This is a genomic window from Methylopila sp. Yamaguchi, from assembly GCF_002897035.1.
Classification (GTDB): domain Bacteria; phylum Pseudomonadota; class Alphaproteobacteria; order Rhizobiales; family Methylopilaceae; genus Methylopila.
Map to the genome: position 1 here is coordinate 62377 of NZ_BAUX01000006.1, position 14716 is coordinate 77092.

Annotated in this window: 15 protein-coding genes; 10 read left to right on the forward strand and 5 right to left on the reverse strand. The window is 68.9% G+C overall.

Annotated elements, in window-relative coordinates; all coding sequences use genetic code 11:
• Window positions 1-21 precede the first annotated feature (21 nt).
• Both METY_RS20830 and METY_RS08595 read right to left on the reverse strand, forming a co-directional pair.
• Window positions 22-645, reverse strand: a complete 624-nt coding sequence (locus METY_RS20830) for a hypothetical protein (protein WP_146035691.1) — start codon at window positions 643-645, stop codon at window positions 22-24.
• 31 nt (window positions 646-676) lie between these two features.
• Complete coding sequence (locus METY_RS08595) at window positions 677-1264, reverse strand: LabA-like NYN domain-containing protein (RefSeq protein ID WP_103120976.1); 588 nt, start codon at window positions 1262-1264, stop codon at window positions 677-679.
• Between the two features lie 194 nt (window positions 1265-1458).
• On the opposite strand from METY_RS08595, the gene rpoZ reads away from it, so the two are divergent.
• The 7 genes from rpoZ (at window position 1459) to era (ending at window position 7930) form a co-directional block, all read left to right on the forward strand.
• Window positions 1459-1845 (forward strand): DNA-directed RNA polymerase subunit omega, encoded by a 387-nt coding sequence (gene rpoZ / locus METY_RS08600; protein WP_103120977.1) that lies wholly within the window; start codon window positions 1459-1461, stop codon window positions 1843-1845.
• 166 nt (window positions 1846-2011) lie between these two features.
• Window positions 2012-4228 carry a RelA/SpoT family protein gene (locus tag METY_RS08605; protein WP_103120978.1) on the forward strand — a complete coding sequence of 739 codons (2217 nt, stop codon included), beginning with the start codon at window positions 2012-2014 and terminating at the stop codon, window positions 4226-4228.
• Between the two features lie 29 nt (window positions 4229-4257).
• Window positions 4258-5013 (forward strand): pyridoxine 5'-phosphate synthase, encoded by a 756-nt coding sequence (locus METY_RS08610; protein ID WP_103120979.1) that lies wholly within the window; start codon window positions 4258-4260, stop codon window positions 5011-5013.
• Entirely contained in the window at window positions 5010-5438 is a 429-nt protein-coding gene (acpS, locus tag METY_RS08615) for a holo-ACP synthase (protein ID WP_103120980.1), read from the forward strand. The genes METY_RS08610 and acpS overlap by 4 nt, the downstream gene beginning before the upstream one ends.
• Window positions 5439-5515: 77 nt before the next feature.
• Complete coding sequence (lepB, locus tag METY_RS08620; protein WP_103120981.1) at window positions 5516-6274, forward strand: signal peptidase I; 759 nt, start codon at window positions 5516-5518, stop codon at window positions 6272-6274.
• Entirely contained in the window at window positions 6271-6987 is a 717-nt protein-coding gene (rnc, locus tag METY_RS08625) for a ribonuclease III (protein ID WP_103121153.1), read from the forward strand. The genes lepB and rnc overlap by 4 nt, the downstream gene beginning before the upstream one ends.
• Window positions 6980-7930, forward strand: a complete 951-nt coding sequence (gene era / locus METY_RS08630) for a GTPase Era (RefSeq protein WP_103120982.1) — start codon at window positions 6980-6982, stop codon at window positions 7928-7930. Before rnc ends, era begins: the two co-directional genes overlap by 8 nt.
• A gap of 266 nt (window positions 7931-8196) precedes the next feature.
• Here the strand turns inward: era and otnI are convergent, their stop codons facing one another.
• From otnI to ltnD, 3 genes are all read right to left on the reverse strand, one after another.
• On the reverse strand, window positions 8197-8970 hold the full coding sequence (otnI, locus tag METY_RS08635) for a 2-oxo-tetronate isomerase (protein ID WP_103120983.1): 774 nt from the start codon (window positions 8968-8970) through the stop codon (window positions 8197-8199).
• A 164-nt stretch (window positions 8971-9134) separates the two neighbouring features.
• The gene (locus tag METY_RS08640; RefSeq protein WP_103120984.1) at window positions 9135-10442 is read right to left on the reverse strand and encodes an MFS transporter; all 1308 of its coding nucleotides are present in this window, start codon (window positions 10440-10442) and stop codon (window positions 9135-9137) included.
• Window positions 10443-10523: 81 nt separating this feature from the next.
• Entirely contained in the window at window positions 10524-11444 is a 921-nt protein-coding gene (gene ltnD, locus METY_RS08645; protein WP_103120985.1) for an L-threonate dehydrogenase, read from the reverse strand.
• A 134-nt stretch (window positions 11445-11578) separates the two neighbouring features.
• Between ltnD and METY_RS08650 the strand changes: the two genes are divergently transcribed.
• Genes METY_RS08650 through otnC form a run of 3 tightly spaced genes read left to right on the forward strand, consistent with a single transcriptional unit; the run spans window position 11579 to window position 14549 of the window.
• On the forward strand, window positions 11579-12601 hold the full coding sequence (locus METY_RS08650) for a LacI family DNA-binding transcriptional regulator (protein WP_103120986.1): 1023 nt from the start codon (window positions 11579-11581) through the stop codon (window positions 12599-12601).
• A gap of 41 nt (window positions 12602-12642) precedes the next feature.
• Window positions 12643-13911 (forward strand): 3-oxo-tetronate kinase, encoded by a 1269-nt coding sequence (gene otnK, locus METY_RS08655; RefSeq protein ID WP_103120987.1) that lies wholly within the window; start codon window positions 12643-12645, stop codon window positions 13909-13911.
• The gene (gene otnC, locus METY_RS08660) at window positions 13908-14549 is read left to right on the forward strand and encodes a 3-oxo-tetronate 4-phosphate decarboxylase (RefSeq protein ID WP_103120988.1); all 642 of its coding nucleotides are present in this window, start codon (window positions 13908-13910) and stop codon (window positions 14547-14549) included. The genes otnK and otnC overlap by 4 nt, the downstream gene beginning before the upstream one ends.
• Window positions 14550-14716: the final 167 nt, after the last annotated feature.

Below are 14716 nucleotides of genomic sequence, written 5' to 3' on the forward strand. Positions count from 1 at the left end.
GTTTGGGGCGGGCCGGCCGGCTTAGTTCAGTCTGGTCGTTTTGATGAGAAGATGGGGCGACGAGATCGTAACATTCTCCCCCCATCCCCATAACGCGATTTCGTCCGAAGCCAGCAGCCGGAGGGCGTCTGGAAGAACGCGAACGGATCCAATTTTGGCTACCGCCATATTGTGAATTTGACGTTGCAGCTTGCGGAAAGTCGAGGTGAACATCTTCCAGTCTACGTCATCGAGGTATTCGTCAGAATAAATTGAGCGGCTGCGTGCGCCGGCCGGATTCCAGGCGCTGAAGACGGAGTTCTGAAGACATTTCGGAGAAGTTCTCATCCATCCATACCACGTGCAGTTGATCAGCGCGGGGCCGATCAGTTGCTGAAGTAGTATGTTGCCCGGCTCCGGAGGGTTACGATCGTCGCGGGGCGTGAGATCAAGAACGGGAGCGCCACCGGCCAACGAGGGGTGCAGCTTTAGAGAAATGTACGGCTCCGCGGCCCGGGCCTCTCGGACTTCCTCGGCCGAGAAGAACTCTCGGAGCGGCCTATCTCCATGAACCGCAGCTTCGTAAACGCGCATCCCGGGCAACGCGAACGCCAACTTCCAGACCTCTAACTCGTCGATCTCCGTCGCAAAAAAGCTGATCTGCATCCTGCGGAGCTCCGCCCGGGTGCGGCCGCCCTTACGGCTCCGGCGTGGTGTCGATCGGCGGATGCCGGCGGGCCTCGCGGGCTGCGCGTTCGCCCGGGTCGCGGCCGATCTTGGCGCCGAGGTCGGCGAGGTCGAGGAAGTGGTCGGCGCGGCGGCGCAGGTCGTCGGCGATCATCGCCGGCTGGGTCGTCACGGTCGAGACCACGGTGACGCGCACGCCCCGGCGCTGCATCGCGGCCACCAGCGGCGTGAAGTCGCCGTCGCCGGAGAACAGCACCATGTGGTCGATGTGCTCGGCCATCTCGAGCGCGTCGATCGCGAGCTCGATGTCGAGGTTGCCCTTCACCTTGCGCCGGCCCTGACTGTCGGTGAACTCCTTGGTCGGCTTGGTGACCACGGTGTAGCCGTTGTAGTCGAGCCAATCGATCAGCGGGCGGATGGTCGAGACCTCGAGGTCTTCGGCCATCGCCGTGTAGTAGTAAGCGCGAATCAGGTAGCCGCGGCCCTGGAACTCGCGGAGCAGGCGACGGAAGTCGATGTCGAAGCCGACGCCGCGCGCCGTCGCGTAGAGGTTGGCGCCGTCAATGAACAGGCCGAGACGCTCGTCGGAATAGAACATTGTCGGGCAATCTTTCCAAAATGGCGTGCGAAGCCCGCGCCGGGAAAGGTTCCGGAGTCGCAGGGTGTTCGACGCAGCGCGGGGGATGCTGCGGAGCAAAACGCTCTACGTTATGGTCCTTGCCACAGGAACGGGCTCACGGTAAAGACCGCGGTCAATCCAGAAGCACAGTCATCAAGAGGAGCGGACGCCCCATGGCCCGCGTCACCGTCGAGGATTGCATCGACAAGGTCGAGAACCGGTTCGAGCTCGTTCTGCTCGCCGGCCATCGCGCCCGGCTGATTTCGTCCGGCTCGCAGATCACGGTCGATCGCGACAACGACAAGAACCCGGTCGTCGCGCTCCGCGAGATCGCGGAGGAGACCGTCGCTCCGGTCGACCTCAAGGAAGACCTGATCCACTCGCTGCAGAAGTACGTCGAGGTCGACGAGCCCGAGGCCGAGACCGTGCCAGCGCTGACCAGCGCAGCCGGCGGCTCCGAGGACGACGGCAACGTCTCGTTCGACCGCATGACCGAGGAAGATCTGCTGCGCGGCCTCGAGGGCCTGGTTCCCCCGGCGGAGACCGACGACGAGGAGTGAGCCGGCCCGCGCCTGCTTCCCACCGTCGAGTTTGCGCCGCAGCGTCCTCCGGACCTGCGGCGCTTTCGCGTTTTGAGCCATCCGAAACTTGTGCGCGGCGCGTAACCCGCCGATATCTCACGTCGTCGGCGCGGCTTAGCGTCTTACCAGTCCTGGCGTACGCTCCATGATGCGGCAATACGAGCTCGTCGAGCGCGTAAAGGCCTACAACCCAAACGCGAACGAGGCGATTCTCAACCGCGCCTACGTCTACGCGATGAAGGCGCACGGCTCGCAGAAGCGCGCGTCGGGCGATCCCTATTTCTCGCATCCGCTCGAAGTCGCGGCGATTCTCACTGACCTGCGGCTCGACGACGCGACGATCGTCGCCGCGCTGCTGCACGACACGATCGAAGACACCGACGCCACGCGGGACGAGATCGACGCGCTGTTCGGCAAGCAGATCGGCGCGCTGGTCGAGGGTCTGACCAAGCTCAAAAAGCTCGACCTCGTGACCAAGGAGGCCGCCCAGGCCGAAAACCTGCGTCGGCTGCTGCTCGCGATCGCAGCGGACGTGCGCGTGCTGCTGGTGAAGCTCGCGGACCGGCTGCACAACATGCGCACGCTGCATTTCGTGCCGCCCTCGAAGCGCGCGCGCGTCGCCCAGGAAACGCTCGACCTCTACGCGCCGCTCGCGGGCCGCATGGGCATGCAGGGCATCCGCGACGAGCTCGACGACATCTGCTTCCGCACCCTGTTCCCCGAGGCCTACGAAACCATCGTGGGGCGGCTCAACCGGCTGCGGGAGCGCAACGTCGACGCCATCGCGGACATCCAGAGCGGCTTCGAGGAGCGCTTCGCCGCCGCCAAGATCCCGGCCGCGATCACGGGCCGGGCGAAGAAGCCCTATTCGATCTGGCGCAAGATGGAGCGCAAGTCGGTCGCGTTCGAGCAGCTGTCCGACATCTTCGGCTTCCGCATCCTCGTCGCCGACGTGCCGACCTGCTACCGCGCGCTCGGCGTCGTGCACTCCGGCTGGCCGACCGTGCCCGGCCGCTTCAAGGACTACATCTCGACGCCCAAGGAGAACGACTACCGGTCGATCCACACGACGGTCGTCGGACCCGGCCACCAGCGCGTCGAGCTGCAGATCCGGACCGAGGCGATGCAGCGCTTCGCCGAATACGGCATCGCGGCGCACGCGCTCTACAAGGACGGGCTCGGCGGCAACAACGACGCGCTCGCTCGCGAAAGCCGCGCCTACGGCTGGCTGCGGCGCACCGTCGAGCTGCTGGCGGAGGGCGACAATCCTGAGGAGTTCCTCGAGCACACCAAGCTCGAGCTCTTCAACGACCAGGTGTTCTGCTTCACCCCGAAAGGCCGCCTCATCGCGCTGCCGCGGGGCGCGACGCCGATCGACTTCGCCTATGCGGTCCACACCAACGTCGGCAACGGCTGCGTCGGCGCCAAGATCAACGGCCATGTGGAGCCGCTGGTGACCGAGCTGAAGAACGGCGACGAGGTGGAGATCATCCGCTCCGACGCCCAGGCTCCGCCTGCAGCTTGGGAGTCGGTCGTCGTCACCGGCAAGGCGCGCTCGGCGATCCGCCGTGCGACGCGCGCGGCGGTACGCGCGCAGTACGCCGGCCTCGGCCGGCAGATCGTCACCCGCGCCTTCGAGCGCGCCGGCAAGACCTACGCCGACGAGAAGCTGAAGGCCTTCCTGCACCGGCTCGCGCGCGCATCGGTGGACGACGTGCTGGCGGCGGTCGGGCGCGGCGAGATGGCGTCGCTCGACGTGGTGCGCGCGGTGCATCCGGAGGTGAAGGACGACCGTCCGCCGCCAACCTCGCTCGGCATGCCCGCGCCCGCGAACGGCTGGTTCGGCCTGGAGCAGGCCGGCGCGCTGCGGTTCAAGGCGCCGGGCGTGGAGTCGGCCGACGCGCCGCAGCCCTCGATCCCGATCCGCGGCCTGCGCGGCGACCTGCCGGTGCGTTTCGCGCCGGACGGCGGCGCCGTGCCCGGAGACCGCATCGTCGGGATCCTGGATCCGGGGCAGGGCATCACGATCTACCCGATCCAGTCGCCCGCGCTGAAGGACTTCGACGACCAACCCGAGCGATGGCTGGATGTCCGCTGGGACGTGGACCTCTCGCGCCGCGAGCGGTTCCCGGTGCGGATCAAGGTGACCTCGATCAACGAGCCCGGCTCGTTCGCGCGGATCGCCACCGTGATCGGCGCCTATGAGGCCAACATCGACGACGTGCGGATGATCTCGCGCTCGCCGGACTTCCACGACATCCTGATGGACCTCGGGGTGTTCGACGTGAAGCATCTCGGCGCGATCATCGCCGACCTGCGCGAAGCGCCGTCGGTCAGCAACGTCGAGCGCGTGAACGGCTGAGCGGCTCGTAAACGAAGAAGAAGACTGTCATGGCGGAAACGATCAGGCTCGGCGTCAACATCGACCATGTCGCGACGGTGCGGAACGCGCGCGGGCGCGCGCACCCCGATCCGGTGCGCTTCGCCAAGCTGGCGGTCGAGGCGGGGGCCGACGGGATCACCGCCCACCTGCGCGAAGATCGCCGCCACATCCGCGACGCCGACATGGACGCGATCCGCGCGGAGATCGCCGCGCCGCTGAATTTCGAAATGGCCGCCACGCCGGAGATGCTGGCGATCGCGCTCAGGGTGAAGCCGAACGCCGCGTGCCTCGTGCCGGAGAAGCGCGAGGAGCGCACCACGGAAGGCGGGCTGGACGTCATCGGCCAGAAGGCGACCGTCGCCCCCGCCGTGAAGGAGCTGACGGCCGCGGGCGTCCGCGTCTCGCTGTTCGTGGAGCCGGACGAGGGCGCTCTGGAGCAGGCCGCCCTGATGGGCGCGGCGATCGTCGAGCTTCACACCGGCTCGTGGTGCGACGCGCTTGCGGCCGGTGAGACGGAGCGCGCCGTTCGTGAGTTCGAGCGGTTGCGGGCCGGCGCGACGCTGGCCGCAAGTCTCGGGCTCGAGGTGCACGCCGGCCACGGGCTGGATTACGCCAGCGCGGAGCGGATCGCCGAGCTGCCCGAGATCGCCGAGCTCAACATCGGCCATTTCCTGATCGGCGAGGCGATCGCGGTCGGACTGGGCGAAACGATCCGGGAGATGAAGGCGGCGATGGCGCGGGGCCAGGGGCGGAGGTCCGCGTGATCCTCGGAATCGGCGCCGACCTCTGCGACATCCGGCGGATCGAGCGCACGATCGAGCGCTTCGGGGAGCGGTTCCTCGCCCGCGTCTTCACCGACGAGGAGCGCGCCCGGGCGGAGGCCGGCAAGACGCCGGCGGCCACCTACGCCAAGCGCTTCGCGGCCAAGGAAGCCTGCGCAAAGGCGCTCGGCGGCGGCATCGGCGACGGCGCGGCCTGGCGCGACATGGGCGTCGAGAACCTCGACGGCGGGCGCCCCACGCTCGTCCTCACAGGCCAGGCGAGGGCGACGCTGGCGCGGTTGACGCCGGCCGGCTGCGACCCGGTGATCCACCTGACCCTGACCGACGAACACCCCATGGCCCAGGCCTTCGTCGTCATCAGCGCGATCCCTCGTCCGGGCGCATGCCCGTCCGTCCAGCAGGCTTGATTGCCACCGGCCGCGCCGGGGGCTATCACCACCGCGGCCGCGGCCATAGTGCGCCTGCGACTCTTCACGGAAAAGCGATGAGCGTGACGACCGACAAGAAGCAGAACGCCGAGGGCGGATTCCTCGAGATCCTGAAGATCTGCGCGCAAGCGCTCCTCATCGCGATCGTCATCCGCACGCTGGCCTTCCAGCCGTTCAACATCCCGTCGGGCTCGATGGAGAAGACGCTGCTGGTCGGCGACTATCTCTTCGTGTCGAAATACGCCTACGGCTACAGCCGGTACTCACTGCCGTTCGGGCCGCCCGTCGGATCGGGCCGCCTGTTCGGCTCGATGCCGCATCGCGGCGACATCGCGGTGTTCAAACTGCCGACCGACAATTCGACCGACTACATCAAGCGCGTCATCGGCCTGCCCGGAGACCGCATCCAGATGCTGGACGGCGTGCTGCACATCAACGAGAAGCCGGTGCCCAAGGTCCGGATCGACGACTACGTCGTGACGGCGCCCGACGGCTCGCCGCAGCGCATCCCGCGCTACCGCGAGACGCTCGACAACGGCGTGTCCTACGAGGTTCTCGACATGGTCGAGAACGGCTTCCTGGACAACACGCCGGTCTACACGGTGCCCGAGGGGCGCCTCTTCATGATGGGCGACAACCGGGACAACTCAACCGACAGCCGCGTGCAGTCGGCCGTCGGCTACGTGCCGTTCGAGAACCTCGTCGGCCGCGCCGAGCTGATCTTCTTCTCGGTTGACCGTGGGGAGGCGGCCTGGGCGTTCTGGCGCTGGCCGTGGAGCGTGCGCTGGACGCGCCTCGGCACGTCGCTGAGATGACGAAGCGCGGCGTCGCGCACGCCGAGGTCGAGAACAACCTCGGCTACGTCTTCCACGACAAGGCGCTGCTGGACCGCGCGCTGACCCACATTAGCGGGGCGCGTTCGTCCGAAGGCCGGCTTGGAAGCTACCAGAGGCTCGAATTTCTCGGCGACCGCGTGCTCGGCCTCGCCGTGTCCGCGATGCTGCTCAGGGGCTTCCCGAAGTCCGACGAGGGCGAGCTGTCGCGCCGGCTGGCGGAACTGGTGCGGGCCGAGGCCTGCGCGGAGGTGGCCGCGGCGATGCAGCTCGGACCGCACATCCGGCTCGGATCGGGCGAAGCGAACTCCGGCGGGCGCAAGAAGAAGGCGATCCTGTCCGACGTGTGCGAAGCTGTGGTCGGCGCCGTGTTCCTCGACGGAGGCTACGAGCCGGCGGCCGCGCTGGTGGAACGCTATTGGAGACCGCGGATGCTGGCGCCCAGCCGGCCGCTGCGCGACCCGAAAACCGGGTTGCAGGAGTGGGCCCAGGGCCGCGGCCTGCCGACGCCGGTGTACCGCGAAGTTGGGCGCTCCGGCCCCGACCACGACCCGCATTTCCAGGTTCTGGTCGAAGTCGAGGGGCTTGGCGAAGCCGAAGGGGAGGGGCGCTCCAAGCGCGCCGCCGAACAGGCCGCCGCAGAAGCGCTGCTCGCCCGTGAGGGCCAGGGAACGACGGAGACGACGCATGGCTGAGGACGACCGGGCCAACGAACCGGGTTTTGCGGGAGCCGACGCCGAAGGCGCCACCCGCTGCGGCTTCGTGGCCCTCGTCGGCGCGCCGAACGCCGGGAAGTCGACGCTGCTGAACGCGCTCGTGGGCGCCAAGGTCTCGATCGTCAGCCACAAGGTGCAGACCACGCGGGCGCTGATCCGGGGCCTCGTGATCGAGAACGGGGCGCAGATCGTGTTCGTGGACACGCCCGGCATCTTCGCTCCCAAGCGCCGGCTGGACCGCGCGATGGTGACGACCGCCTGGGGCGGCGCGGGCGACGCCGACGTGGTCGCGCTGCTGCTGGACGTCCGCAAGGGCCTCGACGACGACAACAGCGCGATCCTCGCTCGGCTGGCGGACACCAACCGCCCCAAGATCTTGATCCTGAACAAGATCGACCTGATCAAGCGCGAGGCGCTGCTCGCCCTCGCCCAGGAAGCCGCCGCGCGGGTCTCGTTCGACCGCGTGTTCATGGTCTCCGCGCTCAAGGGCGACGGCGTGCGCGACATGGTCGCCTATCTCGCCGACGAGATGCCGGCCGGCCCGTGGCTCTACCCTGCCGACGACATCTCGGACCTGCCGCTCCGGGCGCTCGCGGCCGAGATCACCCGCGAAAAGCTGTTCCACCGACTCCACGACGAGCTGCCCTACGCCTCGACCGTCGAGACGGAGAAGTGGGAGCAGAAGACGGACGGGTCGGTGCGCGTCGAGCAGACGATCTATGTCGAGCGCGAGAGCCAGAAGCGGATCGTGATCGGTAAGGGCGGCCAGACCGTGAAGCAGATCTCGACCGAGGCTCGCAAGGAGATCTCCGAGATCGCCGAGACCACCGTGCACCTCTTCCTGTTCGTGAAAGTGCGCGAGAACTGGAGCGACGATCCGGAGCGCTACCGCGAAATGGGGTTGGAATTCCCCAAAAGCTGATCAGGGCCCTTCGCGGCGTCTGAGCTCGGACACGGCGAATAAACCGGGAAGCGACGAGCCGCCCCGCCCGGACCACGCTCGCGTCGTCCTCCGGCTTGACCGGAGGACCCACCTTAAGCGCAGAACTCCACGTCGGACGTGGATGGCCCGGTCAAGCCGGACCATGACGGCGCTTGGGTCAGACCCGCTCGCGCTGGATCAGAACGCTCGACGCCGTCGCGAACCAACGGCCCGAATAGTACGGGCCTTGAGCCGAGGCTCTTGGTTCACCCCCGGTAGGGCGCGAACCAGCCGAGGCCATCCTCGGTGACGCCCGCGGGGCGGTACTCGCAGCCCACGAAGCCGTCGTAGCCGAGGCGATCGAGCGCCGCGAAGATCGCGGTGTCGTTGAGCTCGCCGGTGTTCGGCTCGTTGCGCTTCGGCACCGAGGCGATCTGAACGTGGCCGACGATCGGCATCATCGCCTCGAGCGAGACCAGCACGTCGCCGTGCAGGATCTGGCGGTGGTAGACGTCGTACTGCAGCTTCAGGTTCGGAAGCTTGAGCTCGGCGATCAGCGCCGCGGCCTTGTCGAAGTCGTTCAGGAAGTAGCCGGGCATGTCGCGGCCGTTGATCGGCTCCAGCACCAGGTCGAGGCCCTTCGCCGCGAGCTTCTCGGCGGCGAAGATCGCTGCGCGCCGGTAGGCGGCGTTGGCTGCGGCGTCGTCGGCGGCGATCAGGCCGGCCATCATGTGCAGCCGCTTCACGCCCGTCGCCTCGGCGTAAGTCAGAGCCACGTCGACGTTGGCGTCGAACTCCGCCTCCCGGCCCGGCAGCGCCGCGATCCCGCGCTCGCCCGCCGCCCAGTCGCCGGGCGGCATATTGAACAGCGCCTGGGTCAGGCCCGCGGCTTGGAGCTTCGCCGCCACCACGTCGGGTGCGAAGTCGTAGGGGAACAGGAACTCGACCGCCGTGAAGCCGGCGTCGGCCGCGGCGGCGAAGCGGTCGAGGAACGGCCGCTCGTTGAACATCATGGTCAGGTTGGCGGCGAAGCGGGGCATTGGGACCTCCCGAAAACGAACTGCGCGTGGATGCCTGTCGCGCGTCATGCCCCGGCGCGTCCGGGGGATCCAGGCCTGTTTTGGCTAGCGGCCCGAGGACTGGATGCCCCGGACGAGCCGGGGCATGACGAGGAGCTTGTCCCCAGGGCGACGTCGAGAGACCCTCAGCGGTTCACGAGCTTCGCGGGCGTCAGGTAGATCGCCAACGCCCCGAGCGCGAGCGAGCCAGCGAGCATGTACATGCCGGCCGCGGTGCTCTGGGTCGCGTCCCGCAGCGCGCCGATGGCGTAGGGGCTGACGAAGCCCGCAAGGTTGCCGACCGAGTTGATGATCGCGATGCCGGAGGCGGCGGCCGCGCCGCTGATGAAGGCGGTCGGCAGCGACCAGAACAGCGGCGAGCAGGTCAGCACGCCGGCGGCCGCGGCCGAGAGCGCGATGATGCCGATGAGCGGGCTCCCCGTGGTGGCGGACACCACGAAGCCGGCGGAGGCGATCAGCGCCGGGATGATGAGGTGCCAGCGGCGCTCACGCATCCGGTCCGCGCTGCGGCCGCACAGGATCATCACAACGACCGCGCAGAGGAACGGGATGGCGCTGACGGCGCCGATCATCAGGTTGCCCTGGATGCCTGCGCCCTTCACCAGCGTCGGGAGCCAGAAGGTCAGGCCGTACTGGCCCATCACGATGCAGAAGTAGATGAAGGCCATGCCCCAGATGCGCGCGTCCCTGAACACCGAGCCAAGCGAGGCTTCCTGGACCTTGCCCTTCTGGTCGGCCGCGATCTCGCGCTGCAGCAGCGCCTTCTCGTCGCTCGTCAGCCACTTCGCGTCCGAGATGCGGTCGTCGAGGTAGAAGTAGACGACGGCGCCGAGGAGCACGGCCGGGATCGCCTCGATGACGAACATCCACTGCCAGCCCTGGTGGCCCGCGACGCCGTTGAACGCGTCCATGATCCAGCCGGACAGCGGATTGCCGAAGATGCCGGAGATCGGGATCGCGGCCATGAACACCGCGATGATGCGGGCGCGCCGGTGCGAGGGGAACCAGTAGGTGATGTAGAGGATGATGCCGGGGTAGAAGCCGGCTTCGGCCAGCCCCAGCAGGAAGCGCAGGACGTAAAACTGAACCGGGGTCTCGACGAACCAGAAGGCGGCGGAGACGAGTCCCCAGGTCACCATGATCCGGGCGATCCAGACGCGCGCGCCAAGCTTGTGCAGCAGGATGTTCGACGGCACCTCGAACAGGAAGTAGCCGATGAAGAACAGGCCGGCGCCGAGGCCGAACACCGTCTCGCTGAAGCCGAGGTCGCCGGACATCTGCAGCTTGGCGAAGCCCACGTTCACGCGGTCGAGGTAGGCGATCACATAGAGCAGCATGAGGAACGGCACGATCCTCATGAACACCTTCTTGTAGGTGCGGGCTTCGAAATCGGCCGTCGCGGCGGTCGCGCCGGGGAGGGTGGCGTCAGTCATTCGTCGTCGTCCTTAGGCGGGAGGCGCCGGCGCGTCGTCGTTCGCGCGGCGGTTCGCGGAAACAGGGCGGATGTCGGGGGATCAGGTCTTGGCGCCGGGCAGCTCGAGGCCGGCGATCTGGGCGAAGAGGCGCGCCACGGAGGCGTCGTCGTCGCGGCCCATGCCGGCCGCGGCCGACATCAGGAACAGCTGGAGGCCGGCGCCGGCCATCGGCGTCGGGAACTTGGTCGCCCTCGACATGTCGGCCACGATGCCGAGGTCCTTGACGAAGATGTCGATCGCGCTGCGGGGCGCGTAGTCGCCGTCGAGCACGTGGGGGATGCGGTTCTCGAACATCCAGGAGTTGCCGGCCGAGGCGGTGATGACCTCGTAGACCTTGGCGATGTCGAGATCGAAGCGCTTGGCGAAGGTGATGGCCTCGCAGGCGGCGGCGATGTGCACGCCGGCCAGCAGCTGATTGACCATCTTGAACGCGGCCCCGACGCCCGGCGCGTCGCCGAGCTCGTAGAGCTTGGCCGCCATGGCGTCGAGCGCTGGCCGGGCGGCCGCGAAGGTCTCAGGGGAGCCGGAAGCGAGAATGGTGAGCGCGCCTTCGGCCGCGCGCTGGGCGCCGCCGGAGATCGGAGCGTCGAGGTAGAGCAGGCCGAGCGCCTCGGCGTCCCTTGCGAGCCCCTTGGCGTCGTCGGGCGACATGGTTGCGGAGGCGATGATCACGGCGCCGGGCTTCGCGGCCTTCGCCGCGCCGTCGTCGCCGAACAGGACCGCCCGGGTCTGCGCGGCGTTGACCACCACCACGACGATGATGTCGGCGTCGGCCGCGGCTTCGGCGGGGGAGGCGGCGCCGGCGCCGTGCTCGGCCGCGAAGCGCGCCACCGCGTCCGCGTTGACGTCGAACCCTGTGACGGCGTGACCGGCGCGCGCAAGCGAGGCGGCCATTCCGAAGCCCATCGACCCCAGGCCGATGAGACCAATCTTCTTCGCCGACGCAGACTGAGCGCTCATGCCGTTTCCTCCACGTTTTTGGTTGAAATCGTCTTATGACAGCGCTGTCATGTCTGCAACAGTGATAATGACAGCGCTGTCATTTCGCTATAAGCGGATCTGAATGCTTCGCGCGTCCCTTTAAGGACCTGCCCATGTCCGACCACCGCCGCCGCGCCAGACCGTCGTCAGCCGTCACGCTGGCCGACGTCGCGCGCGCCGCCGGCGTCAGTGAGATTACCGTGTCGCGGGTGGTCCGGGCGCACGGGCCGATCGCGCCGGAGACCCGCGCCAAGGTCGAGGCGGCGATCGCGCGCGTGGGCTACGTGCCGAACCGTCTTGCAGGCGGGCTCGCGTCCGCGGGCTCCGATCTCGTCGGCGTCGTGCTGCCCTCGCTCTCGAACAGCGTGTTTCCGGACGTGCTGCGCGGCCTGACCGCGGCGCTCGGCGCCGGAGGCTTGCGCGCCGTTATGGCCGTCACCGACTACGACCTCGACGCCGAGCGCGACGCCGTGGCGGCCCTGCTTGCCTGGCGGCCGGCGGCGCTCGTGGTGGCGGGGCTTGAGCATCGGCCCGAGACGATCGAGATGGCGAAGGCCTCGGGCGTGACCGTGATCGAACTCATGGACATTGAGGGCCAGCCGATCGACCTCGCGGTCGGCATGTCCCACACGGCAGCCGGCGCGGCCATGGCGCGAAGGCTGGTCACGCGTGGGCGCACCCGCATCGGCTATGTCGGCCACGGCGCGCGAGACCTGCGGGCGGCCAAGCGACGGGCGGGGCTCGAAGCCGCTCTCGCCAAGATCGACCTGCGGCTCGAAGGCGCGACGGTGGTTCCCGGCCCCTCGTCGGTCGCGGCCGGCCGGGACGCGCTCGCCGCGCTGCTGGCGGAGCGTCCGACGCTCGACGCCGTGGTGTTCTCCAACGACGACATGGCGCTCGGCGGCGCCTTCCACTGCATGGCGGCGGGCGTCCCCGTGCCCGAGCGGCTCGCGCTGATCGGCTTCAACGGGCTCGATCTCGCCGCCGCTTTGCCGCGCCCGCTGACCACCGTCCGCACCGCGCGCGAGCGCATCGGACGGATCGCCGGCGAGCACGTGCTGGCCCGTCGCCGCGGCGAGGAGCCGCCGCCGGTCACCGACACCGGCTTCGAACTCGTCGCGGGCGGAACCGACTGAACCCGCCCCGCGGACAACAACAAACTCTGGAGGCCCAAAGAATGCTGCTCGGATGCATCGCCGACGACCTGACCGGCGCGACGGATCTCGCGCTGATGCTCGCCCGCGAAGGCCTGCGCACGGTCCAGACCACCGGCCTGCCGGCGGACGACCTCGCGCTCGACGACGTGGACTGCGTCGTCGTGGCGCTGAAGTCGCGCACCATTCCGGCCGCGGAGGCGGTGGAGCTTTCGCTCGCCGCGGCCGACCGCCTGCTGGCGCTCGGCGCCAAGCGGCTGTTCTTCAAATACTGTTCGACCTTCGATTCGACCGACGAGGGCAACATCGGCCCGGTCGCCGACGCCCTGCTGGAGAAGCTCGGCGCGACCTTCACCATCGCCTGCCCGGCCTTCCCGGCGAACGGCCGCACGATCGAGCACGGTCTGCTCTACGTGAACGGCGTGCCGCTGGCCGAGAGCAGCATGAAGGACCACCCGCTCACCCCCATGCGCGACAGCGACCTCGTCGCCGTGCTCGGCCGCCAGACCAAGCGCACGGTCGGCCTGGTCGACGCGGCCGACGTCGCGAAGGGCGCCGACGCGATCCGCGCGGCCTACGCTCGCGAGGAGGCGGCCGGCCGATCCTACGCCATCGTCGACGCGGTGAAGGACGAGGACCTGCGCGCGATCGGGGAGGCTTCCGCCGATCTCCCGCTCGTCACCGGCGGCTCGGGCGTCGCCATGGGCCTGCCGGCGGCCTGGGCGAAGGTCGGCCTCGTCGCCGAGCTTTCGACGCCTGCCGCAAAGCTCGACGCGCCTGAGGGCCGCCGCGTGATCCTCGCCGGCTCCTGCTCCACCGCGACGCGCGGCCAGGTGGCGGCCGCCCGCGAGGCCGGCGTGCCCGACTTCAAGGTCGACCCGCTCGCCATCGCCTCGGGCGCGATCGCGGCCGAGGACGTCGCGAAGTGGGTGATCAGCCAGAAGCCCGACGGCCTCGCCATGGTGTGGTCGAGCGCGGATCCGGAAGAGGTCAAGGCCGCGCAGGCGAAGCTCGGCCGCGACGCCGCGGGCGCGCTTGTCGAGCATCTGCTCGGCGACGTCGCCGTCATCCTGGCCGACAGCGGCTTCACGCGCTTCCTGGTCGCCGGCGGCGAGACCTCCGGCGCTGTGGTGCAGGCGCTGAAGGTTTCCGCTCTCGCCATCGGCCCCGAGATCGATCCCGGCGTGCCCTGGACGCTCGGCCTCGGCGGCCGTTCGGTCGCGCTCGCGCTGAAGTCAGGCAACTTCGGCGCGCCGGACTTCTTCCTCAAGGCCTGGGAGAAGCTGGCGTGAGCGAGGAAACCAAGCTCCGCGACAAGCTCTGCGCCTGCGGGGCCTCGCTGTTCCGCCGCGGCCTGACCTTTGGCTCCACCGGCAATCTCTCCGTGGCGCTGCCGGACGGGGGCTGGCTGATGACGCCGACCAACGCCTCGCTCGGCGATCTCGACCCGGCGCGGCTTTCCAGGATCGACGCCGACGGCCGGCATATCGGCGGCGACAAGCCGACCAAGGAGGCCTTTCTCCATCGCGTCATGTACGGCAAGAGGGAGGAGGCGAAGGCGGTCGTGCATCTGCACTCCACGCATTCCGTCGCCGTGTCCTGCCTCGACGGGCTCGACTGCGCCAACTGCCTGCCGCCGATCACCGCCTACTACGTCATGCGCGTCGGCCGGCTGCCTCTGGTTCCCTACCACGCGCCCGGCGACGAGGCGCTGGCCGCCGACGTCGAGAAGCTGGCCGGCGAGCACCACGCCGTGCTGCTCGCGAACCATGGCCCCGTGGTCGCCGGCACCAGCCTGGACGCGGCGATGTACGCGACCGAGGAGCTGGAGGAGACAGCCAAGCTGTACCTGCTGCTCCGCGGCCAGCGCGTGCGCCCGCTGACCTGCGAGCAGGTCGAAGAGCTGCGCGAGAAGCACGCGCTCTGGTGAGAGCGGTCGGCCGCGGCCGCCTTCGCCAGCCTCCCTCATTCCCCGGTTTGTCCCAAGGCTCCAGGCAAGATCGCCGGTGGCTGCGTCAAGGATCTGGATGCCCCGGATAAACCGGGCATGACGGGCAAACCCCGAGTTCGACCTGCACGCCTCCCTCCGCTCAAGTC

What these genes read in the sequence shown, in the direction of transcription:
- METY_RS20830 (WP_146035691.1), bottom strand. Translation starts at nt 645, where the DNA reads ATGCAGATCAGCTTTTTTGCGACGGAGATCGACGAGTTAGAGGTCTGG.
- METY_RS08595 (WP_103120976.1), bottom strand. Translation starts at nt 1,264, where the DNA reads ATGTTCTATTCCGACGAGCGTCTCGGCCTGTTCATTGACGGCGCCAAC.
- rpoZ (WP_103120977.1), top strand. Translation starts at nt 1,459, where the DNA reads ATGGCCCGCGTCACCGTCGAGGATTGCATCGACAAGGTCGAGAACCGG.
- METY_RS08605 (WP_103120978.1), top strand. Translation starts at nt 2,012, where the DNA reads ATGATGCGGCAATACGAGCTCGTCGAGCGCGTAAAGGCCTACAACCCA.
- METY_RS08610 (WP_103120979.1), top strand. Translation starts at nt 4,258, where the DNA reads ATGGCGGAAACGATCAGGCTCGGCGTCAACATCGACCATGTCGCGACG.
- lepB (WP_103120981.1), top strand. Translation starts at nt 5,516, where the DNA reads ATGAGCGTGACGACCGACAAGAAGCAGAACGCCGAGGGCGGATTCCTC.
- rnc (WP_103121153.1), top strand. Translation starts at nt 6,271, where the DNA reads ATGACGAAGCGCGGCGTCGCGCACGCCGAGGTCGAGAACAACCTCGGC.
- era (WP_103120982.1), top strand. Translation starts at nt 6,980, where the DNA reads ATGGCTGAGGACGACCGGGCCAACGAACCGGGTTTTGCGGGAGCCGAC.
- otnI (WP_103120983.1), bottom strand. Translation starts at nt 8,970, where the DNA reads ATGCCCCGCTTCGCCGCCAACCTGACCATGATGTTCAACGAGCGGCCG.
- METY_RS08640 (WP_103120984.1), bottom strand. Translation starts at nt 10,442, where the DNA reads ATGACTGACGCCACCCTCCCCGGCGCGACCGCCGCGACGGCCGATTTC.
- ltnD (WP_103120985.1), bottom strand. Translation starts at nt 11,444, where the DNA reads ATGAGCGCTCAGTCTGCGTCGGCGAAGAAGATTGGTCTCATCGGCCTG.
- METY_RS08650 (WP_103120986.1), top strand. Translation starts at nt 11,579, where the DNA reads ATGTCCGACCACCGCCGCCGCGCCAGACCGTCGTCAGCCGTCACGCTG.
- otnK (WP_103120987.1), top strand. Translation starts at nt 12,643, where the DNA reads ATGCTGCTCGGATGCATCGCCGACGACCTGACCGGCGCGACGGATCTC.